Source organism: Phyllobacterium sp. YR531 (assembly GCF_000282595.1).
In the GTDB taxonomy this organism is placed as follows: domain Bacteria; phylum Pseudomonadota; class Alphaproteobacteria; order Rhizobiales; family Rhizobiaceae; genus Phyllobacterium.
The window spans coordinates 1-18,590 of the sequence record NZ_AKIZ01000024.1; the positions used below are offsets into that span (position 1 = coordinate 1).

An 18,590-nucleotide genomic window follows, 5' to 3' on the forward strand; every position below is an offset into this window, starting at 1 on the left:
GCGGCTGCCGTAGCCGCTGACCCTAAAGACCTTGAAAGCTTCAAGACGGCCTTCAGTCAGGTAAGCCAGAACTGCGGCACTTGCCATCAGGCTTTCCGCGTCAAGAAGAACTGATCATCCGGTGGTGCGCCGGCTTCTCAAGCTTATCTTCAGCCTGCTGATTATCGGCGGTGCAGGGTTTTGGCTGATATCAGCACCGACCCGGCTTGATGAGGCAAAAATTGCGGCAACTACACCGGGCGATGTTACGCGCGGGCAGGCTGTATTCTGGCAGGGCGGCTGTGCCTCCTGCCATGCCGCTCCGGGCGCAACGGGCGATGCACGACTGGTGCTGAGCGGCGGCGAGGAATTGGTAACGCCGTTCGGCACATTCGTCACGCCGAATATCTCTCCGTCAAAACAGGGGATTGCCGACTGGTCGCTCTCTGATTTTGCCAATGCGATGACTCACGGGGTTTCGCCTGATGGCAGGCATTATTACCCTGCGTTTCCCTATACGTCCTATGCGCGCATGCAAATGCAGGACATTGCCGATCTTCATGCCTTCATGAACACGCTGCCGCCTTCGGATAACGTCGCCGGGCCGCACAAGTTGAGCTTTCCTTTCACGGTTCGTCGCGGTATCGGCCTGTGGAAGAGGCTTTACCTTTCGGATCAACCTGTTCTCGAAATTGCCAATGCCAGTGAGGCGGTCAAGCGCGGCCAATATCTGGTTGAGGGGCCGGGACATTGCGGGGAATGCCACACCCCACGCAATGCGATTGGCGGGCTCGATAAAACGCTATGGCTGGCAGGTGCGAAGGCGCCGGAAGGCAAGGGCGTTGTGCCGAATATTACCGGCGGTGAAGGCGGCATCGACTCCTGGTCCGCGCAGGATATTGCCTACGCGCTGGAAAGCGGTTTCACACCGGATTTCGACTCTCTTGGCGGTTCCATGGCCGATGTGGTGCAGAATATGTCTCATCTGCAAGCGTCAGACCGCGATGCCATCGCCGCCTATCTGAAGGCAATCCCGGCACATCCGAACGGATATCCTGCCGCGCAGTGATCTGCCATAGATTTTCTTATGAGAAACCTTGGAATTAGTTGCTTGCGGTACGGGCTGCTTATGTCGTCCACTGGCGGTACTCGATCACGACACAGGTATCCGCCGCTGCAATGGTTTCCGCAAAACTCCAGATTTTCTGTACTATATTCTTATCGCTCAGTGGCTTGAAGTATCCGGCACTGGCGCAGGGCAACGCTCTTTCCGACCGGCCGGGATTGGCTGGGCCGGAGGAAATGCCCAAACAAAATGTATCCTGTGAAGGACTTGCTGCAACAATTGCCGGGCTTGAAGTTCCTTCAGGTGACCGGATTGACCTATGGGCTACCGGGCCGCTTACTTACATTCACAGTGATGAAGCGCTTTGGTATCTTGCCATATGTTCTGAACCCGGTGTGCAGGTCATGTGCATCACATATTCGGGCAACGGGATGAAGATAGGCGAACGTATTCTCATTCGCGGTGGTATGAGAATGCTGGATAAAACTCACATAGTCCTCGACCCTTGCCTCGCCTCACGTGCAGAGTAAGGGTACAAACAGGATTTCGTTCTACGTGCTAGTGAAGAATCGTTGATGCTGCCTGTGGACGATAGCTGATAATCTCACCCTGATGCTCAGGCTTCATGAGGTGCGTGATGGGAAAATGGATCATTGCCAGCGTTTTTTTACTGGCTGCCGTATCACCTGCATGGTCTTCGCCGCTGTTGCGTTGGGATTCCAACGACAAGGGATTCTGGATTATTGCGGACAATCCGGAAGATCGCTCCTACAACTGTTCCACACGATACACGCTGACCATTGCCGGACAAAGCGAGACACGCAATGACAGCTTCACTGTTGAGCCGAGGTTCATCGGGCGGATTGCATTTGTAAGATCGGTAATTTTGCCGCCGAATACGCCCTGGACCGTGGTGCAGGAAGACCCGCCTAGCTGTTATTAAGGCTCATCGTTACCGCGCTGGTCACGGCGTTATATTTCGCCGTTTGGCTGAAAATTGTGAATTTTTTCCCGCTATGGCGCGATATTCGCATGTTCTGAACTCGCCGGGTTACAACCTTTACGCGATGCTTTCCATGAAGCGCCCAAATTCTGCGGCGTCATTGCCACTGGAAAGGAATGCCGCAAATGTTCAATCGCAGACAAACGCTTGCCCTGTTGGGCGCTGCCGCCGGAAGTGCAATCCTGCCGTTTTCGGCCAACGCAGAATCCCAACCGCTGAAGACTTTGCGCATTGGCTGGCAGAAAAATGGTGTTCTGGCGCTGGCAAAGGGAAAAGGCGCGCTGGAAGCGCGGCTTAAATCCCGTGGCATCGACATAAAATGGGCTGAATTTTCCTCCGGGCCGCCACTGCTTGAAGCGCTTGGCGCTGGTGCAATCGATTTCGGACCAACCGGCGATGTGCCTCCACTTTTTGCGCAGGCTGCGGGCGGCAATCTCGTCTATGCCGGAACCTATCGCGGTTCGCCTTCGGGTTCTGGCATATTGGTAGCAAAGGATGCCCCATTCCGATCAATTGCGGACCTCAAGGGGAAACGCGTCGCCTTCAAGCGTGGATCTAGCGTGCATAACTTTACTGTAAAGGCGCTGCGCACGGCAGGACTGAAAGTGAGTGATGTCGAGGCGATTGATCTTTCGCCATCCGATGCAGCTGCCGCATTTGCCGCTGGCAAGATCGATGCCTGGGCAATCTGGGACCCTTATTTTGCCATCGCCGAGAAACGTCCTGATGCGCGGGTATTGACCACGGCAGACGGGATTGTGGAATCCTGGTCTTTCTTCCTGAGCAATGGTGAGTTCGCAACGCAACATGGTGACGTGTTGAACGAAATTATTGATGAGCTTGCCAGCGTTGGCCGCGCAGCGCAGGACAATCTTGATGAGACCGTGGCAACTCTATCCAAGATCACAGGTGTTCCAGAAGATATTCAGCGCATCATTTTGACGCGTAAGGACGCTGATCTTGGCGATGTGACGACGATATCGGAAGAGGCCATAAAATATCAGCAGGCGCTTGCCGATGAGTTCTATGACCTCAACATCGTTCCGAAAAAGCTCAATGTCAGCGAGATCGTCTGGAAAGGGTTACCCAAGGCGGGTTGATTAACGCCGCTTGCAGCCGATCAGTACCGAGTTTCCATCGGTATATTTGCTACGCATTGTATAGAGCCAGCCCTGACACTCATCCATCGATCCGAAGCAACGCTGGAATGAAACTGTCGTTTGATCATCGCCAAAGGAAATCATGGGATTGTCGGTGGTACCGCTATACCGGCCAAAGACAATTCCAGACCCGACGGGCGGCGCGTTGCATCGCTCGCCTGCATATTCGCTGACATTCTTGCGAACGGCAGCCTGCGCCTGCGAAATATCTGCAGATAGGAGTGAAGGTTGCAGTAAGACTGCCAGACCAAACACCAAAATCGGAGTAATGCGCTTCATTCTATTTCTCCTATGCGGGACCAATCAGCCTGTTATGGCTTCAAACGATCACGCGGCGGTCATGTTGCAAAAGTAATAACCATTCGCGGCAAGACTGGGGCCAATTCTCATGACCGTAGCCTCATTTATTATACGTGCAAAATGTCGGTTTAGTTTCGACTACCCAGAGCGAGGCGACAGGCAAGTCCTGCAAATACGGTGGCCAGCAAATATTGCGGCAGCTTTTTAAATCTACCAAGGCCGGTCATGCGGGTTCGTATATGGCTGCTTAACAGGATCACAGCACCATTGACGATAAACCCGACGCCATTGAGCACTGTCGCGAGAATCAGCATCTGCGCGATCAGCGAGCCTGCATTTGGCTGGATGAATTGCGGAAACAGGGCCAGGACGAATAATGCCATTTTTGGATTAAGCAGATTGGTCGCGAGCCCTTCGCCAAAAATGCGTCTGGATGAAAGCTTCCTGAGGCTTGTCGCAGTTGAAAAGCTCGTGCTTTCCGAACGAATTGTTTTCCATGCGAGATAAAGCAGATAGGCGCAACCGGCCCAGCGGATGATCTCGTAGGCGATGGGCACGGCAAGAAAAAGCTGGGAGAGGCCAAGCGCTGCAGCCAGCGCGTGGCAATAGGTTCCGGCTGCGATTCCCGCATAGGTAAGGAACCCCGCAGCGCGGCCCTGACTGACGCTACGGGACGCGATGAGCAACATATCTGGACCCGGTGTTGCCGTTAGCACGATGGCAGCAAAGGCGAAAATCATGATTGTTGAGAGATCCGGCATATCGTTTTCCTTCGATTGAACCGGAATTTCTGATTATCAGGATTCGCCCGAATGGCAAGATTGATATCAGAGTTCGTTATAATACTGACTTACCGGGGCTGCCGCGAGATGTGTCTGGATATGGTTCCAGTCGCCGGAGGCGACAATCGCTTCGAAATGGGAGTGGTGCAAAGCTCTGGACGCCCATTCCTCCACCAGCGTGATTGCGTGAGGATCGTCGGCGCCTTGCAGCACGCGCATTGCCTTGCAGCCGCCTTTTCCGGGAAGTTCATTCTTTACCGTGGCAAGGATAGCCGAAAATTCTGCGAGCTTTTCCGGTTTAACCTGAAACTGAATAATGAGGGTGATTGTCATGCTCTGCTCCATTTGAGGCATTGTGCCTGGAGGCAAGCAAATAGTCTGACTTAACCCGGACAGCCCATACCGGAAACTGCGGGAAACATGCCTGATCCTGCGATCTTGTGATCAGGCGTCAAGCGCGAGGCTGGAAGCGCCATCAAATGCCTTCGCATATCTGTTCGGGCTGATGCCGAACTGCTTGCGAAAGTCCCGGGAGAAGTGCGATGCACTGGCATAGCCGGAATGTTCTGCCGCAATGTTGACCGCCACATTGTCATCGATGAGAAGCAGGCGGGCCTTTTCCAGCCGGATAAGCTTGGCATATTGCATGGGCGTCACGCTCGCAAATTCGCTGAAGCGATGGGCAAAATGCGAGGGACTCATAGCCACGGACCGGGCTATTTCAGAGACGTTCAATGGCTGCGTGATGTTTTCCTCAATGAAGCGCATGGCCTTGAGTATCTGCAAATGCTCGCGGGTGATCGATGACCGTAGAACGCTGGCAGCGTCTGAACGCAGCAGGCGGAATGCGAGTTCACGCAGGCAGAGCGGAGCGATGAGACGGCGCTCCGCAGGATCATCCAGACTGGTCAGCAATCGCAGCAGGGGATCAGCCAGCGCGGTGTCGAGCTTTCCGACAAAGGCAGCGGGAGCGGGCAGGGCCTTGCTCTGCCTTGTAGTGTCAAACTCGGCCAATTCCATAAGCGTACGCCCGAGCAGATCAGGTGGCAGCTGGAATTTGAGGGCAATATAAGGTTTGATCGGGCTGGCTTCGACATCTGCCTCATAATGTCTGTTACCAAGCATGACCAGAAAATGCTCCCGATCATTGATTTGCGTGTAATTGCCGGTGCGCACTGTTTTGCGTCCCGAGATGGCCACCGCAACATTCAACATCGAAGAATAACCACGCGCATAGGCAAGCGGTGCATCGGCCCGAAACAGCCAGACATCAGGCAATGCCGTCGCGATCCGCCCGGGAGCGGTCGCGAGGGTCTTTATATGCTGTGCCAAATGGGTAATGGCGTCGGTCAAAGCGATTCCTGAGGCAGGTTTCAGTGCGACTTATGTTGCCTGAAGTCTGTCCTCATACAAGCCTGAATTACGGTCAGGCGTACCGGTCCCGAAACCATCATCGTCGATCGGGCCAATCGTTTCGAACAACCCGGCATCTTCGCCTATGCCCGCATTGGGTGTCGTCAACAATGTATCGCCGTAGAAAAGCGAGTTAGCGCCCGCCACAAGGCACAATATTTGCGCTTCCCGATTTAGATTGGAGCGGCCAGCCGAAAGCCGCACAGTCGAGGCAGGCATGACAAGGCGGGCAGTTGCCACCATGCGCACCAGTTCAAACGGGTCAATCAATGGCCGATTTGCCAGAGGGGTTCCTGCGACGGGGACAAGCGCGTTGATCGGCACGCTTTCAGGATGTGGATCAATTGCCGCCAGAACCTGCAGCATTGAGGCCCGGTCACGAATGGTTTCTCCCATACCGATGATGCCCCCGCTGCAAACATCAATGCCGAAAGACCGCACCGTTGCCAGCGTGTCCAATCTTTCCTCATAGGTACGGGTGGTGATGATGTGGTTATAGAATTCCGGGCTGGTATCGAGATTGTGATTATAGGCCGTGAGACCAGCGACTGCCAGGCGCTCGGCCTGATGTGGCTTCAGCATTCCAAGTGTTACGCAGGCCTCCATGCCCAGTGCTCGGACGCCTTTGACCATTTCGATAACCGCATCAAATTCCTTTCCATCCCGGACCTGCCGCCACGCCGCACCCATGCAAAAGCGTTCGGCACCTGCTGCCCTTGCAGTTGCAGCCATTGCAACCACGCTATCAGGCTGCATGAGTCTGTCACGCGTCAGATCAACTTCGCGATGATGCGCCGACTGCGGGCAATAGGCACAGTTTTCCGGACAGCCGCCGGTCTTGATGGAGAGAAGGCTGGCCTTCTGGACCTTGTTCGGATCGTGATACTGCCGATGCACTGCGTTGGCTCGTCCCACCAATTCCAGAAGTGGCAGATTATGCAGGTCAACGATTTCGGCGATGGTCCAGTCGGAGCGAATAATTCCATCTGCGAACGTCATTGGCGTTTATCCCGAAACCGCTTGAGCGATGCGCCAGCCAAGGAGCTTCCAACTGCAACGATACCGATTTTCGCCAGATCGCCGGGCACGAACGGCAATACGCCCATGGCAAGCAGTTTTCCGGCAGGCACGTAAACAGCCAGCCAGGCAATGCCAAGTGCGTAGATCAGGGTCAGACCTGTAAGCATCGCGCCTATGCGTCCGGGAGCACCTTTGCCATATGCCATTACACCGACCAGCCATGAGGCGATAAGATAGCCCAGCAGATAGCCGCCTGTTGGACCAACCATATAGGCAAGTCCAACGCCGCGCTCTGGTGATCCGGAAAACACCGGAAGACCTGTTGCCCCTGCCGCGAGGTAAGCCGCAAATATCGAAACGGCGATGCGCGGTCCGAAAGCAATCGCAAATGCCATGACGGCAAGTGTGTGAAGCGTCATCGGCACGGGCCAGAACGGTATTTGCGTCTTCGCTGCCAGTGTCATGACTGCTGCACCCGCGATGACGAGAAGAACTGTTCGCCTTGACGGAATAATGCTGCTTTCGAGAATTGAACCTTCGGGGATGTGCGCCATCATCTTCCTCATGTAAATTATAGATAATTTATAGAATCTATCGCTAAAACTTTCACATAAATGCGAGCAAGGCAAGAACTTGTGAATTTGAAATCAAATCACCGTGGGATTTTTTGTGATAGTGGAGAGGGGGTACCTGAATAATATCAACAAAAACAAATGTATGGGTAGGCGCTCAGTGCCAGCTCCAACCAGCTGCACGCCAAACTTAAAAATATCTATTATTTTGTTTTCTGTGATTTATGGCCGCTAAACCGGACGTGCCGAGCAAGTACAGAGGATGCCAATTCTATTTGTCCGTCACGCAAAGCCGCCAATATTGCCCGGTGATCCCGATCAGTCGGGGCTTCCCACTCCGCTCTCCAGCCGAGAAACAAAAAGCGTGCGCTTGTCGTGTGCAAATCGTCAATGGCTTTCAATAGCCGGGGCATCCCGCACGGGGTGAGGATGATGCGATGAAAAGCTCTATTTGCATCCTCCCAGGCCTGCACGTCGCCAGCCTTGTCACCTGCTCGGGTGGCGTTTTCAGCTTGCTCCAATATGGCTTTGGTCAAATGGGGCGCGGCATGTTGTAAAGCCAGCACTTCGAGACTCGCCCGCATTTCCGCAACTTCCTTGACCTCATCAAGGCTGATACCTGCCACTCTGACGCCGCGGCGTGGTTCGCTTACCACAAGGCCCTGTGTTTCCAGACGCCGGAAGGCTTCGCGTACTGGGACGTGGCTGGCGCCAAACTCCTCGGCAATATGATCCTGCCCCAATCTGGCACCAGGTTGGAGCGTTCCAGCGATAATGCGATCGGCAAGTGCCCTGCTGATACGCACGGAGAGTGTGTCGTCTTTAGCGGTCGTCATATTTTATAGATAATTCGCAGGAGACCTGCCGTCCATCGGCAATCAGGCGAACGTCACAATAAGTTTGTTCCAGTGGAAAGAACTCCACTGGAAACATAAGTCTTGACCCTAAACTTCGGCCTTGCCCACCAGTTTCAGCGCATAGGCCTGTGTATAGGCAACTTCTTCCAGCCGCGAAAAACGCCCTGAAGCACCCGCATGCCCCGCATCCATGTTGATGCGGAAAAGTATCGGATTATCATCCGTCTTCACTTCGCGAAGCTTGGCAACCCATTTGGCGGGCTCCCAATAGGTCACGCGCGGGTCCGTAAGACCCGCTACGGCGAGGATTGGTGGATAGGCCTGCGCAGTCACATTATCGTAGGGTGAATAGGACGCCATGTAGGAATAATCGGTGGCTGACGTAATCGGATTGCCCCATTCCGTCCATTCTGGCGGTGTGAGCGGCAGTGTATCATCAAGCATGGTATTGATGACATCGACGAAAGGTACTTCCGCAATGATACCGCCGAAATTTTCCGGCGCCATGTTCACAATTGCGCCCATCAGCATTCCACCCGCAGAGCCGCCTTGAGCAATGATCCGGTCGTGACTGGTAAAGCCTTCGGCAACCAGATGTTCGGAAGCCGAAATGAAGTCCTTGAAAGTGTTCAGCTTGTTGAGTCGCTTGCCGTTTTCGTACCAGTCATAGCCCTTGTCCTTGCCGCCGCGAATGTGGGCGATAGCATAGATGAAGCCACGATCTGCCAGTGACAGGCAGTTTGTATTGAAGCTTGCCGGGATACTATGACCGTATGAGCCGTAGCCATAAAGCAGGGCAGGCGCAGACCCATCCAGTTTGGTATCCTTGTGATAGACAATCGACACCGGAACAGTTTCGCCATCATGCGCCGGCGCAAGCAGGCGGCGGGTAACATAGTCATCCGGATTGTGGCCGGACGGCACTTCCTGAGTTTTGAGCAATGTGCGTTCTCGCGTCCGCATATTGTAATCATAAAGCTGCGTTGGCGTGGTCATCGATGAATAGGAAAAGCGGATAATATCCGTGTCATATTCGGGGCTGCCTGAAAGGCCGAGAGAAAAGGCTTCTTCATCGAAGGCTATGGCATGTTCTTCGCCGGTCTGGCGATCACGAATAACAATGCGGGGCAGGCTGTTTTCACGCTCAAGCCAGACCAGATGGCCCTTATAGGCTGAATGGCCAAGCAAAAGACGCCCTGCCTTATGGGCGACGACTTCTTTCCAATTGGCTTTCTCCGGCGTTGCCACCGGCACACTCATGATCTTGAAGTCCTTGGCACCATCGGCATTGGTGAGAATGAAAAAAACATCGCCGCCCTCAGTGAGGCTATACTCAACCCCTGGTTGCCGCGCCGCCACAAGCTTGGGTTCAACGGAGTCATCATTTGCCGGAACCAGCCAGACCTCGGAGGTCTCATGATCGTGAATATCGATGAAAACGAAGTCATCCAGCGAACTGCCGCCGACGCCGAGAAAGAAACCGGGGTCCTTTTCTTCGTGGATCAGGCGGTCTTCGCTCTCCGGTGTTCCAAGCTTGTGATAGAACAGGCGGGAAGGGCGGTGGTTGGCATCGACGCGCGTATAATAAAAGCCATCGGACCGGGCATTCCAGACGCCGCCGCCGGATGTGTCGCTGACAGTTTCTGCGTTGTCCTTTAACGTCGCGAGGTCACGCACCTTTAGCGTGTAATATTCGGAACCCTTATCATCAAAACCCCAGATCATCTTGGCATGATCCGGGGAGTGATCCGCCGAACCCAGGCTGAAATAGGCTTTGCCATCTCCTTCAAGGTCACCATCGAGCAGCATTGTCTGTTCGCCGCCTTCACGTGGCGTACGAAAAAAACGTGGATGCTGGCCGCCTGTCTTGAATGAAGTGCCATAGGCATAAGGGCCATCCTTGGACGGTACGGATGAATCGTCCTCCTTGATGCGCCCCTTCATTTCCTCGAATAGCTTGGCCTGCAGCTCTTTAGTGTCAGCCATGAGTGCTGACTGGTAGGCATTTTCCGCATCCAGTTGGCCGCGGATGGCCGGGTCAAGGGTTGACGGGTCGCGGAAGACATCCTGCCAGTTTTCTGCGCGCATCCAGGCGTAATTATCGACGCGTGTTATGCCGTGGCGGGTATCGGAAACAGGCTTTTTTTCAGATTTTGGAGCAGGTTGGGCGACGAAACGTGGCAAATTAGTCATGGAAGACTTTCAAATTTGATGGCGGGCCGGAATGGAGAAGGGAAATCCCTTTTGCGCCCGGCAGATTCGTTGCCGGGCTGCAGCAGAGATTTCATACAAGATTCTATCGCGTCAATGCAGCTTTCGTTGTAGCGGAATGAAGGTCAAGCCGCGTCGAAGACCAGAGCGTTTCCATTCATACAGTAACGCAGGCCGGTTGGAGGTGGGCCGTCGGGAAATACATGACCAAGATGGGCGTCGCAATCAGAGCATTTGATCTCAGTGCGGACCATTCCATAGGACCGGTCTTCAACAGCAGTCACTGCATCAGGTTCGATGGGATTTGTAAAACTTGGCCAACCTGTACCGGACTCATACTTTGCTTCTGATTTGTAAAGCGGACGATCACAGCAAACGCACTTGTAAACACCTTTGAGTTTACTGTCGAAGTTGGGGCTTGAGAAAGCACGCTCCGTTCCATGGTTTCGCGTGATTTGATACTGTTCCGGTGTTAATTGCTCCCGCCACTCTGCATCGGTTTTTACCACTTTGAATGTTTTTGTATTCATTTTTTGTTCCTTTCAGTGCAAATGTAGGCATGAACACTGCTCTCGACAACATCCGTTATTATAGAATGCTTTGGGTGAAACGTTATATTCCTCATTTTTGCCATTTTTTGTCTTAGTGGTATGGATCGAATTCTCGGATGCTCGTCTTGGTTGACGAATGCATTCGCTGAGTGGCGTTATTGTGGCTTCTTAGTGCGATTGGCGGTTAATCTCTGAATTTGGCTTCATTTGAAATATTTCTTTTGTAAATGAAGTATTGATTTGACAAATTCAGCAAAATCCGAAAAAGAGAGTCGCCAAAGGCGTCGCGGAACCAAGCGCCTTAAGAGCTTTATATTGGTGTTTTTTAACTCCCTCCCGATATTTCAAATTAGACGAAGGAATTGGACTTTAATGACCACATTCGACAATTCAAACTCCACAGCCAGCGACGTTCTGCTTGAGCTCACGGCTGAATTGGTTGCTGCCTATGTCAGCAACAATTCTGTACCGGCCGGCGATCTGCCGACGCTCATCGCTGACGTACACTCAGCTCTCGGCCGCGTTAATGGCGGTACTGAGACAGTTGTTGCTGTTCAGGAGAAACCGAAACCAGCAATCAACCCGAAGAAGTCTGTCGCGGACGACTATATTGTCTGCCTTGAAGACGGTAAGAAGTTTAAGTCACTCAAGCGTCATCTTATGACGCATTATAGCCTGACGCCGGAACAGTATCGCGAGAAGTGGGATCTGGATCCTTCCTATCCGATGGTTGCACCAAACTATGCAGCAGCCCGTTCGCGCCTTGCCAAGAACATGGGCCTTGGCCGCAAGCGCAAAAAGGCAGCTTAAGGCTGCTATCGGTCGATAGCCGTTTGAATTCAATTCCTGCGGGAGCCAGAGCTGACTGTATGTCTGTATGGTTTGGCAATGAATGAATGCGGGAAGGCCGATCTGCTCTTTCCCTACTGTAACATGACGGCGCCACTGGCGCCGTTTTGTTTATATCACCCGCCTCGGCTTTGCGCGGGCCAGAAGTGCGTCCAATGCCTGTTTCAGGCCGATATGGCGATTAAGGTCATAGCTCCAATGACCATTGGTGCCCTTTAGCCGTTCGCGCTCCATAAGACGCGTCAAGCGACGGCACATATGTATCCGGCTTGCTTCGTCCTGAACAAGCAGTTCATCCAGATCAACATTACAAAATATCTGTAAGGCCAAACGCTGTCTTGCCTCTCCCTCTCGCACGCTCTTTGCTGCCAGAAACGCGCCACGCTCCTTTTTCCATTCATTCATCGACATCCGGCTACTCCCTTTATGGTTGCCGGTATTATCGGTGATAGGCAGATGTGTAGGATAAAAGACCTAGTGTCATGCGGTAGAAAAATTTATTATATAATATATGCAACGGTTTATATTTAATGCGGGCAAAAACTTATCCACGTTCTTGATAGGAGGTTTATAAGAAGATATTCCTACTAGAGAGTGGAGTGGAGTATGGTTCCGAATTTCAACCGCACGATAAAATCAGCAGCAGATGCGCGTGCAATGATCGCCGCGTTGCGTCCGCGCCGGGACAAGGCAAAGCCAGTGCTCGTGGTTGCTCCGGGAACCGAAACTCTCGATGAGCGGCCTTTCCGTACATGCGACCACGTTCTGGATATATTGTCAGCTTTCTTCAATATTTCCGGCAGGGAACTGCGATCGGATTCGCGCTGCGAGCGGTCTATCGCGCGGGTTCGTCAGATTGGCATGTATGTGGTGCACGTGACGCTCGGCATGTCGATGACAGAAGTCGGGCGCGCCTTCGGACGGGATCGAAGCACAGTCGCCCATGCATGTCATCTTATTGAAGACATGCGGGAAGATCAGGATTTTGATCGCATAGTCCAAACGGTTGAAACGATTGTCAGGGCAGCATTCGCGAACAGCGGGAGGGTACGCCGATGAGTATTGCCATGCCCCCGATAGACAATGCCATGCTTGCGCGCCTTTTGCGGTTTCTGGCCAAGGGGCCGGCGCAGCTCGTTGAAACAGCAACGCCCGGCAAAATGGCTCTGGAAAGCGCGGCCCATGGAGTTACATCTGCAAAAGGCATTGTCATTATTCATGCCAAAAGGGTGGGGTTATTGGCCTGCAGCAAAGCGGAATTGAGCATCACGGATGCTGGCAGGGCATGGCTCCGGCGGCAGGAAGCTGGTGTTGACGCTTTCGCTGGCCAGCATCGGCGTGACGGCTTCGTGCTGGTGCATGACGAAAACGGACCAAGTAAAGTGCGCGCAAATGAAGCGGAGTCCCCACTCTCAAACTTGCGCAAGCGCAAGGATGCGGCGGGCCGCCCTTTAATAAGCGAGGTGGCGTTCATGGCGGGCGAGCAGTTGCGCCAAGACTTCACGCTTGGCAATCTGATGCCTTCGACTGGTGTGAACTGGAATGCGACAGGCAGCGGCTCACATGCCAATGGTGTGCTGGAAATTACAGACGCTGCCTTGGCGGCGCGGCAGCGCGTGGAGCGTGCGCTCAATGCGGTTGGGCCGGAGCTTTCGGGAGTTCTTATTGATATTTGCTGCTTCCTTAAAGGTCTGGAGATGGTCGAGCGCGAGCGGCAATGGCCTGTACGCTCGGCGAAACTGATCTTGAAGACTGCGCTGGCAATGCTCGACAGGCATTATAACCCGCCAGCACCGGCGCGCCGTGGATCAAGCATTATCCATTGGGGTACGGCAGATTACAGGCCTACGATGTGACCTCCAACTAATGTCGTATTGGACGAGATATACAAATGAAGCATACAGATATTCAAAAGAGATATCTGTATGCCTCTCTATGTACGGGACGACGAAATCGCGGCCCTCAACAACGAAATACAACAAATCACCAAGGCTAAAGCCAAGACAGAGGTTTTACGCAAGGCATTGCAGCACGAACTGATGCTGGTGCGAAAGTCCATGCCCGCGAGCAACAGGTTTGTTCAAGTCCATGCTTTCGCCGATAAGATTGGCGAAGCCAGTTCCGATTTCGATATGAAAACCTATACTGACGAGATATGGGAGCGTTGATGTTCATTGACGCTGCAGTACTCGTCGCCATTCTTTGCAGAGAGCCGGGATTTGAAGAGCTCGAAAAGTTGATTGGATCGTCGCAAGGCCCGTTCTTCATCTCGCCGCTGGTAAAATTTGAAGCTGTGCTATCCTTTGCTCGCGCCAGATCAGGAGCCAACTCAAAACCGACACCGGATTTGTTACGCCAGGCCAAAGCTGCCGTTGAACTATTGTTGGAAGTTATCGGCGCCGAAGAAATCGCGATATCTTCGGAAATAGGTGACAGTGCTTTGGAAGCCAGCGCACTCTACGGAAAAGCCGTTGGCCACCCCGCAGATCTCAATTTCGGGGATTGCTTCGCCTATGCCTGCGCGAAAGAAAAGCGGTTGGCGCTTTGTTACAAAGGCAGCGATTTCGCGCTTACGGATTTGGCTTAATGCTGCGTTGCATCTGTCTTGCCGAGCGCTTCTTCGGCTTCACGGCGGATACGGCCCACCATGGCGCGAAGGCCATTCGAGCGTTGCGGGGTCAGGTTTTCATTGAGGCCAAGTTTTTTCAGGACAGCTTCCGGATCGACGGCGAGAATTTCAGAAGCTTTCTTGCCCGAATAGAGCGCCATCATGAGGGCGACCAGTCCGCGAACAATATGCGCGTCGCTGTCACCGACAAATTCAATGACGGGGTCCGGCCCTGCTGAAAGCGTGCTTTTCAACCAAACCTGACTGACACAGCCATTGACCTTGTGCGCCGCATCGCGGGCCGACTCCGGGTAGGGTTTCAGGTCACGCCCAAGATCAATGACGTAGCGATAGCGCTCTTCCCAATCATCGATAAAGTCGAAATCGCCAATGATGTCGTCAATAGTCTGTGCCATGCATACCGTCCTGTTCGGGGCACATATAATGCTCCGAGCTGCAAACGTCACCGTTTTTATGGATCACATCTCAGTTCTTTGTAACTGAGCCCGTGTGGGCCTTGGTATCGACCCTGCCTGTTTCCTCACGCTCGCGCGCCACAGCATTTATGATCTCGCGCAAAGCCATTTCACGCAGCTTGGCTTTTATTGCTTCGGTCTCGCCTGTATCTGAGGCATCTGCATGCGCTCTGGCAATTATTGAATCGGGGTCATCAGATTTTTTGCTGAGCTGGGAATCAATATATTCATACCCGACCTTTGCCGCTTCACCAGCGCGTGCCCCGGCATTGGCAAAGGCGGCCTTGCCGGTTTCACAAGCTTGGGGCTTGCGCGTGCAAAAATCCGAGAGGTCGCTGATTGTATCCTGCGCAGCGATCAATGCTTCAATCGGGCTGGGGCCGCCTTTTTCATCGGACAGCGAAGGCATGAAAATGGATACGACTGTCATCCAGAAGCAGAACTTGATCGCAAATCTGATCAAAAAGAACATGGCCCAACCCTTTGGCGCAAAATCAACCGTAGAAACGGTCCACGCGTAGACTGTGACACAGGCCCGGCAAAATAGCGTTGAAGCCCGCATCTCAATTTGAGCCACTATAGAAACCAAGCATTAACAACTGTTGAGGCGCCAATCGCCGATTTGGCGATTCTGCACAGTGAACAGGGTTTGGCCGAAACCCTTCATTTACCATGACTGCCACAATCGCTGGAAACAGTGTTTGAGCAGCAATCAGGCAGGCCGTTTTATCCTTTCCTTAAAGCCTCGTCTGCAAAAGTTAATGCCGACGAGGGTGCTTGAAAGAGCATTCGTGAAATGACCGCTTCATTCGGGCTAAAGCCGGGATTTTGCGGAAAGCAGGAAAAAATTGGTGCCGATTCATTCCGCCACACATTCTGACACTGCCAATACCGGCTCGCGCTGGTGGCCTGAGATTGCCAGCCGCTTCGGCGATCTGTGCAAACGCTGGGTCAATACGTCAGTCGCATGCCCGGTTGCGCGCGATCGTGATGCCCGGATGGCAGGAGCATTTCTTGCAATGCCGTTGCTGCTCGCAATTGCTGCTTTGACCAATCATGTACTGGCCGGCGAGATGGGCGGCATCGTCAGTATGGTCATCGGCGTTCTGGCGCTTCCGATGATTTTCTGCGGTGCGCTTGTCATGTCAAAAGATAGCCGGAAGATTGGGCTTGGCGCTCTCATTGCCTATGGCGCGTCCATCTGCGCTATCGGCATGGCTTCACCAATGCCAAACCTTTTGCTGTGGTTATTGGCCGTCGCCATCCCGCTTGAAGCATGGTTTATCTATCGCACACAGCGCCCACTGCGCTTGGCCGGTGGACTGTCCGTGGCTGTTTTGATTGTTCTGCTTGCTGCAACATTGCAGAAGAATGCCGATGTCGGACTTTCTCCGCTTACGCTGCTTGCCTCGCTTGCCTATTGCGCAACCCTTCTCATCCGTATTGCCATCGGTCTGATCCAGCGGGTTGCTGTTGCGCGCCGCGATGATCGTGTGGCAGACCTTGAAACAGCCATTGATGGCGTGGTTGTAAGTCTTGGTGCCGATGGTTTAGTGAAGTCGCTCTCGTCCAAGGCGCAGGAACAATTCGGCATTGCCCGCAATCTCCTGATCGGCACACCGTTGTTCGAGCGCGTGCATGTGGCAGACCGGGTGCAGTTTCTCGGCTTCCTCAGCGACATGAAGCGCGGCGCTGCCAAAGCCAATGTAGATGTAAAGCTGCGCTGCGTTGCTCCGGCAAAAACATCCGGACAGCCGCATCATGTAAGGTTCGCTACCTATCATTTGAGTGCCGTACCGCACAGCCAGGGTGAGGGGTTCCTCGTTGTTGCAACCGATATCTCGCAGGCTGTTGCAGATCGCAGTGCGCTCGTTGCAGCACGCCGCGAAGTCGAGACGGTGGAAATAACCAAGGGCCGCTTCCTGTCTACAGTCAGCCATGAGTTGCGCACGCCGCTCAATTCGATCATCGGCTTTTCCGACATTCTCTTGCAGGAAATATGCGGAAAGCTTCCTGACGGCCGCCAACGCGAATATGTCGAGCTGGTGCATCGCTCGGGCAATCATCTGCTTTCCGTGGTCAATGCGATCCTTGATGTGTCGAAGATTGAGGCCGGTGCCTATCCGATCCATGCGGAAAGCTTTGCCTTCAAGGACACTGTTGCCATGGTGCACGACATGATGACGCATCAGGCAGCACAGAAGAACGTGACCCTGTGCGATCGCGTCAGTCCGCGCATTGGCAATGTCATTGCGGATAATCGCGCCATCCATCAGGTGCTGATCAATCTTGTATCCAACGCGGTGAAGTTTACCGAGACCGGCGGCGTCGTCACCATCGATGCGCAGATTGAAGACGACATGCTGGTCTTCTCGGTCAGCGATACGGGCATAGGTATTGCTGAGGCAGATCTGAAGACCTTGGGCCAGCCTTTCCGTCAGGTGCAGAATGATTATACGCGTGCGCAGGAAGGTACCGGTCTTGGCCTTGCAACGGTAAAGGGGCTGGTTGGTCTGCATGGCGGCGAACTGACAATCAAGAGCGTCTTGGGGCAGGGTACGATTGTAGATGTGCGTATCCCCCGTTCAGGGCGCATTGCCGCCAATGACGAGCTGGGTGACGAATTCGCAGCCAATATTGTCGATTTCAAAGAGATCAGCGATGTAAAGGGAGGTTCCCATGGGGAAGCCCGCAAGTCGGCCTAGCAGCCGGACAGTTAAGCGCCGCGCACCTAAAAGAAGCCCCGCATTACGGGCTCTTATTGCCACTGGCGGCTTGATTGCCAGCAATCCCGGTATTGCCGGCGGCACAACCGCTTTTCTGGTTACGCTCGGTTTCATCTCCGCCAATGCATTGTGGTATCAGCCGCATGTCCATGAGGGCGTGTTTTTTTCAACGCGTCCGGAACTGGTTTTCAAGCCGATAAAGCAGGAAAAGCCTGCCCTGTCAGGTCAGAAGCAGTCATCGGTTGACGCTCCGATCCGCAAGGTCAATTCTGTTCCTGTCCCCAAAAACGAGGACGCAATTGCCGCCGCCATCAATGGCGATCCTGTTTTGGGACCGGGCGGCGATCCGGAAGTGGCACAGCTTCAGCAGAAATTGCTGGCGCTCGGCTTCTACAATGGAACGGTAGACGGAATTTCGGGCAAGGGCACGCGCGCGGCAATTGAAGCCTATCGCAAGGCCAGTGCTGATCTCGGTGTGGAGGCCGAACCAGCCGTTGGCAGCGAAGACGACACGACGGCAAGCATCGCCGTGCCAGCCAAAAAGCCTGATGCCGCCCCTGAAAAAGCTGCAACTCCCGAAAAAGCTACCGTGCAGAAAATTTCTGCATCTTCGAACGACACCGAAACCAGTGAGACCGCCGCAGGTAGTCTTTCAGCACCCGAGATCGTTCGCGTGCAGGCGGGTCTGCGGGCATTCGGCAATGACAGGGTAGAGATCGACGGCAAGGTCGGGGAATCCACCAAAATTGCCGTGAGCGAATTCCAGAAGCTGTTCCGTCTGCCGGTAACCGGCGAGCCTGACGCGAAGCTTCTCGCCAAGATGCAGGAAATCGGCCTCATCAATTAAATCTCTATCTCCCCCCTTGTGGGGGAGAAAGCAATTTCAGCATCTTAGCTCTTGCTAAGTGCTAGAAATTGCAAGAGAGGGGATTTGTATACATTGGCTTCCCCCTCTCTTGGATTTTTCAAGGATTTGGCAAGAAGCCAAACCCAAAAAAATCCTTTCTCTCCCACAAG

The 18,590-nt window shown here is 53.6% G+C and carries 24 protein-coding genes; 12 read left to right on the top strand and 12 right to left on the bottom strand.

Annotated features, from left to right (window positions below; translation table 11 throughout):
• The 5 genes from PMI41_RS24800 to PMI41_RS16780 form a co-directional block, all read left to right on the top strand.
• Positions 1 to 114, top strand: a 114-nt coding sequence (locus PMI41_RS24800) for a cytochrome c (protein WP_162130128.1), incomplete at its 5' end; no start/stop codon positions are given.
• A gap of 7 nt (positions 115 to 121) precedes the next feature.
• Positions 122 to 1,048, top strand: coding sequence for a cytochrome c (locus PMI41_RS16765; protein WP_008126788.1), 927 nt, complete (start codon positions 122 to 124; stop codon positions 1,046 to 1,048).
• Positions 1,049 to 1,086: 38 nt separating this feature from the next.
• Positions 1,087 to 1,575, top strand: a complete 489-nt coding sequence (locus tag PMI41_RS24340) for a hypothetical protein (protein WP_008126789.1) — start codon at positions 1,087 to 1,089, stop codon at positions 1,573 to 1,575.
• A gap of 107 nt (positions 1,576 to 1,682) precedes the next feature.
• Positions 1,683 to 1,988, top strand: a complete 306-nt coding sequence (locus PMI41_RS16775; RefSeq protein WP_008126790.1) for a hypothetical protein — start codon at positions 1,683 to 1,685, stop codon at positions 1,986 to 1,988.
• 185 nt (positions 1,989 to 2,173) lie between these two features.
• The gene (locus PMI41_RS16780) at positions 2,174 to 3,148 is read left to right on the top strand and encodes an aliphatic sulfonate ABC transporter substrate-binding protein (RefSeq protein ID WP_008126794.1); all 975 of its coding nucleotides are present in this window, start codon (positions 2,174 to 2,176) and stop codon (positions 3,146 to 3,148) included.
• On the opposite strand, the gene PMI41_RS16785 is transcribed toward PMI41_RS16780, so the two are convergent.
• From PMI41_RS16785 to msrB, 9 genes are all read right to left on the bottom strand, one after another.
• Entirely contained in the window at positions 3,149 to 3,487 is a 339-nt protein-coding gene (locus PMI41_RS16785) for a hypothetical protein (protein WP_008126796.1), read from the bottom strand.
• Between the two features lie 149 nt (positions 3,488 to 3,636).
• Complete coding sequence (locus tag PMI41_RS16790) at positions 3,637 to 4,269, bottom strand: LysE family translocator (RefSeq protein WP_008126798.1); 633 nt, start codon at positions 4,267 to 4,269, stop codon at positions 3,637 to 3,639.
• Positions 4,270 to 4,335: 66 nt separating this feature from the next.
• On the bottom strand, positions 4,336 to 4,623 hold the full coding sequence (locus PMI41_RS16795; protein WP_008126800.1) for an antibiotic biosynthesis monooxygenase family protein: 288 nt from the start codon (positions 4,621 to 4,623) through the stop codon (positions 4,336 to 4,338).
• A 111-nt stretch (positions 4,624 to 4,734) separates the two neighbouring features.
• The gene (locus tag PMI41_RS16800) at positions 4,735 to 5,643 is read right to left on the bottom strand and encodes an AraC family transcriptional regulator (RefSeq protein ID WP_008126802.1); all 909 of its coding nucleotides are present in this window, start codon (positions 5,641 to 5,643) and stop codon (positions 4,735 to 4,737) included.
• 30 nt (positions 5,644 to 5,673) lie between these two features.
• Positions 5,674 to 6,702 (bottom strand): biotin synthase BioB, encoded by a 1,029-nt coding sequence (bioB, locus tag PMI41_RS16805; protein ID WP_008126804.1) that lies wholly within the window; start codon positions 6,700 to 6,702, stop codon positions 5,674 to 5,676.
• Positions 6,699 to 7,277 carry a biotin transporter BioY gene (locus PMI41_RS16810; RefSeq protein ID WP_008126807.1) on the bottom strand — a complete coding sequence of 193 codons (579 nt, stop codon included), beginning with the start codon at positions 7,275 to 7,277 and terminating at the stop codon, positions 6,699 to 6,701. The genes bioB and PMI41_RS16810 overlap by 4 nt, the downstream gene beginning before the upstream one ends.
• A gap of 221 nt (positions 7,278 to 7,498) precedes the next feature.
• The gene (locus PMI41_RS16815; protein WP_008126808.1) at positions 7,499 to 8,131 is read right to left on the bottom strand and encodes a GntR family transcriptional regulator; all 633 of its coding nucleotides are present in this window, start codon (positions 8,129 to 8,131) and stop codon (positions 7,499 to 7,501) included.
• 108 nt (positions 8,132 to 8,239) lie between these two features.
• Positions 8,240 to 10,336 carry a S9 family peptidase gene (locus PMI41_RS16820; RefSeq protein WP_040855600.1) on the bottom strand — a complete coding sequence of 699 codons (2,097 nt, stop codon included), beginning with the start codon at positions 10,334 to 10,336 and terminating at the stop codon, positions 8,240 to 8,242.
• 152 nt (positions 10,337 to 10,488) lie between these two features.
• Positions 10,489 to 10,893 (bottom strand): peptide-methionine (R)-S-oxide reductase MsrB, encoded by a 405-nt coding sequence (gene msrB / locus PMI41_RS16825; protein WP_008126812.1) that lies wholly within the window; start codon positions 10,891 to 10,893, stop codon positions 10,489 to 10,491.
• A gap of 393 nt (positions 10,894 to 11,286) precedes the next feature.
• On the opposite strand from msrB, the gene PMI41_RS16830 reads away from it, so the two are divergent.
• The gene (locus tag PMI41_RS16830) at positions 11,287 to 11,724 is read left to right on the top strand and encodes a MucR family transcriptional regulator (RefSeq protein ID WP_008126815.1); all 438 of its coding nucleotides are present in this window, start codon (positions 11,287 to 11,289) and stop codon (positions 11,722 to 11,724) included.
• Between the two features lie 150 nt (positions 11,725 to 11,874).
• On the opposite strand, the gene PMI41_RS16835 is transcribed toward PMI41_RS16830, so the two are convergent.
• Positions 11,875 to 12,174 carry a hypothetical protein gene (locus PMI41_RS16835; protein WP_008126816.1) on the bottom strand — a complete coding sequence of 100 codons (300 nt, stop codon included), beginning with the start codon at positions 12,172 to 12,174 and terminating at the stop codon, positions 11,875 to 11,877.
• 195 nt (positions 12,175 to 12,369) lie between these two features.
• Here PMI41_RS16835 and PMI41_RS16840 point away from each other — a divergent pair, with 195 nt between their 5' ends.
• The 4 genes from PMI41_RS16840 to PMI41_RS16855 all read left to right on the top strand — a co-directional run bounded on the left by PMI41_RS16840 (position 12,370) and on the right by PMI41_RS16855 (position 14,350).
• Complete coding sequence (locus PMI41_RS16840; RefSeq protein ID WP_008126817.1) at positions 12,370 to 12,822, top strand: helix-turn-helix domain-containing protein; 453 nt, start codon at positions 12,370 to 12,372, stop codon at positions 12,820 to 12,822.
• Positions 12,819 to 13,619, top strand: a complete 801-nt coding sequence (locus PMI41_RS16845) for a DUF6456 domain-containing protein (protein WP_008126818.1) — start codon at positions 12,819 to 12,821, stop codon at positions 13,617 to 13,619. The genes PMI41_RS16840 and PMI41_RS16845 overlap by 4 nt, the downstream gene beginning before the upstream one ends.
• 69 nt (positions 13,620 to 13,688) lie before the next feature.
• Positions 13,689 to 13,931, top strand: a complete 243-nt coding sequence (locus PMI41_RS16850) for a type II toxin-antitoxin system VapB family antitoxin (protein WP_008126820.1) — start codon at positions 13,689 to 13,691, stop codon at positions 13,929 to 13,931.
• Positions 13,931 to 14,350: a type II toxin-antitoxin system VapC family toxin gene (locus PMI41_RS16855; protein ID WP_008126821.1), complete on the top strand. Its 420-nt coding sequence runs from the start codon at positions 13,931 to 13,933 to the stop codon at positions 14,348 to 14,350. The genes PMI41_RS16850 and PMI41_RS16855 overlap by 1 nt, the downstream gene beginning before the upstream one ends.
• On the opposite strand, the gene PMI41_RS16860 is transcribed toward PMI41_RS16855, so the two are convergent.
• Both PMI41_RS16860 and PMI41_RS24345 read right to left on the bottom strand, forming a co-directional pair.
• Positions 14,347 to 14,787 (bottom strand): SufE family protein, encoded by a 441-nt coding sequence (locus PMI41_RS16860; RefSeq protein WP_008126823.1) that lies wholly within the window; start codon positions 14,785 to 14,787, stop codon positions 14,347 to 14,349. The genes PMI41_RS16855 and PMI41_RS16860 overlap by 4 nt on opposite strands.
• Positions 14,788 to 14,857: 70 nt before the next feature.
• Positions 14,858 to 15,319, bottom strand: a complete 462-nt coding sequence (locus PMI41_RS24345) for a DUF5330 domain-containing protein (RefSeq protein WP_008126826.1) — start codon at positions 15,317 to 15,319, stop codon at positions 14,858 to 14,860.
• A 379-nt stretch (positions 15,320 to 15,698) separates the two neighbouring features.
• Between PMI41_RS24345 and PMI41_RS16870 the strand changes: the two genes are divergently transcribed.
• The gene (locus PMI41_RS16870) at positions 15,699 to 17,552 is read left to right on the top strand and encodes a PAS domain-containing sensor histidine kinase (RefSeq protein WP_008126828.1); all 1,854 of its coding nucleotides are present in this window, start codon (positions 15,699 to 15,701) and stop codon (positions 17,550 to 17,552) included.
• Positions 17,527 to 18,420, top strand: coding sequence for a peptidoglycan-binding domain-containing protein (locus tag PMI41_RS16875; protein WP_008126829.1), 894 nt, complete (start codon positions 17,527 to 17,529; stop codon positions 18,418 to 18,420). The genes PMI41_RS16870 and PMI41_RS16875 overlap by 26 nt, the downstream gene beginning before the upstream one ends.
• Positions 18,421 to 18,590 lie beyond the last annotated feature (170 nt).

Excerpts from the sequence above, each read along its gene's own strand:
- PMI41_RS16855 (WP_008126821.1), top strand. The coding sequence starts at position 13,931 with ATGTTCATTGACGCTGCAGTACTCGTCGCCATTCTTTGCAGAGAGCCG.
- PMI41_RS16850 (WP_008126820.1), top strand. The coding sequence starts at position 13,689 with ATGCCTCTCTATGTACGGGACGACGAAATCGCGGCCCTCAACAACGAA.
- PMI41_RS16780 (WP_008126794.1), top strand. The coding sequence starts at position 2,174 with ATGTTCAATCGCAGACAAACGCTTGCCCTGTTGGGCGCTGCCGCCGGA.
- PMI41_RS16840 (WP_008126817.1), top strand. The coding sequence starts at position 12,370 with ATGGTTCCGAATTTCAACCGCACGATAAAATCAGCAGCAGATGCGCGT.
- PMI41_RS16875 (WP_008126829.1), top strand. The coding sequence starts at position 17,527 with ATGGGGAAGCCCGCAAGTCGGCCTAGCAGCCGGACAGTTAAGCGCCGC.
- PMI41_RS16815 (WP_008126808.1), bottom strand. The coding sequence starts at position 8,131 with ATGACGACCGCTAAAGACGACACACTCTCCGTGCGTATCAGCAGGGCA.
- PMI41_RS16775 (WP_008126790.1), top strand. The coding sequence starts at position 1,683 with ATGGGAAAATGGATCATTGCCAGCGTTTTTTTACTGGCTGCCGTATCA.
- PMI41_RS16835 (WP_008126816.1), bottom strand. The coding sequence starts at position 12,174 with ATGTCGATGAATGAATGGAAAAAGGAGCGTGGCGCGTTTCTGGCAGCA.
- PMI41_RS16785 (WP_008126796.1), bottom strand. The coding sequence starts at position 3,487 with ATGAAGCGCATTACTCCGATTTTGGTGTTTGGTCTGGCAGTCTTACTG.
- PMI41_RS16810 (WP_008126807.1), bottom strand. The coding sequence starts at position 7,277 with ATGGCGCACATCCCCGAAGGTTCAATTCTCGAAAGCAGCATTATTCCG.
- msrB (WP_008126812.1), bottom strand. The coding sequence starts at position 10,893 with ATGAATACAAAAACATTCAAAGTGGTAAAAACCGATGCAGAGTGGCGG.
- PMI41_RS16860 (WP_008126823.1), bottom strand. The coding sequence starts at position 14,787 with ATGGCACAGACTATTGACGACATCATTGGCGATTTCGACTTTATCGAT.
- PMI41_RS16795 (WP_008126800.1), bottom strand. The coding sequence starts at position 4,623 with ATGACAATCACCCTCATTATTCAGTTTCAGGTTAAACCGGAAAAGCTC.
- PMI41_RS24345 (WP_008126826.1), bottom strand. The coding sequence starts at position 15,319 with ATGTTCTTTTTGATCAGATTTGCGATCAAGTTCTGCTTCTGGATGACA.
- PMI41_RS16790 (WP_008126798.1), bottom strand. The coding sequence starts at position 4,269 with ATGCCGGATCTCTCAACAATCATGATTTTCGCCTTTGCTGCCATCGTG.
- PMI41_RS16845 (WP_008126818.1), top strand. The coding sequence starts at position 12,819 with ATGAGTATTGCCATGCCCCCGATAGACAATGCCATGCTTGCGCGCCTT.
- PMI41_RS16830 (WP_008126815.1), top strand. The coding sequence starts at position 11,287 with ATGACCACATTCGACAATTCAAACTCCACAGCCAGCGACGTTCTGCTT.
- bioB (WP_008126804.1), bottom strand. The coding sequence starts at position 6,702 with ATGACGTTCGCAGATGGAATTATTCGCTCCGACTGGACCATCGCCGAA.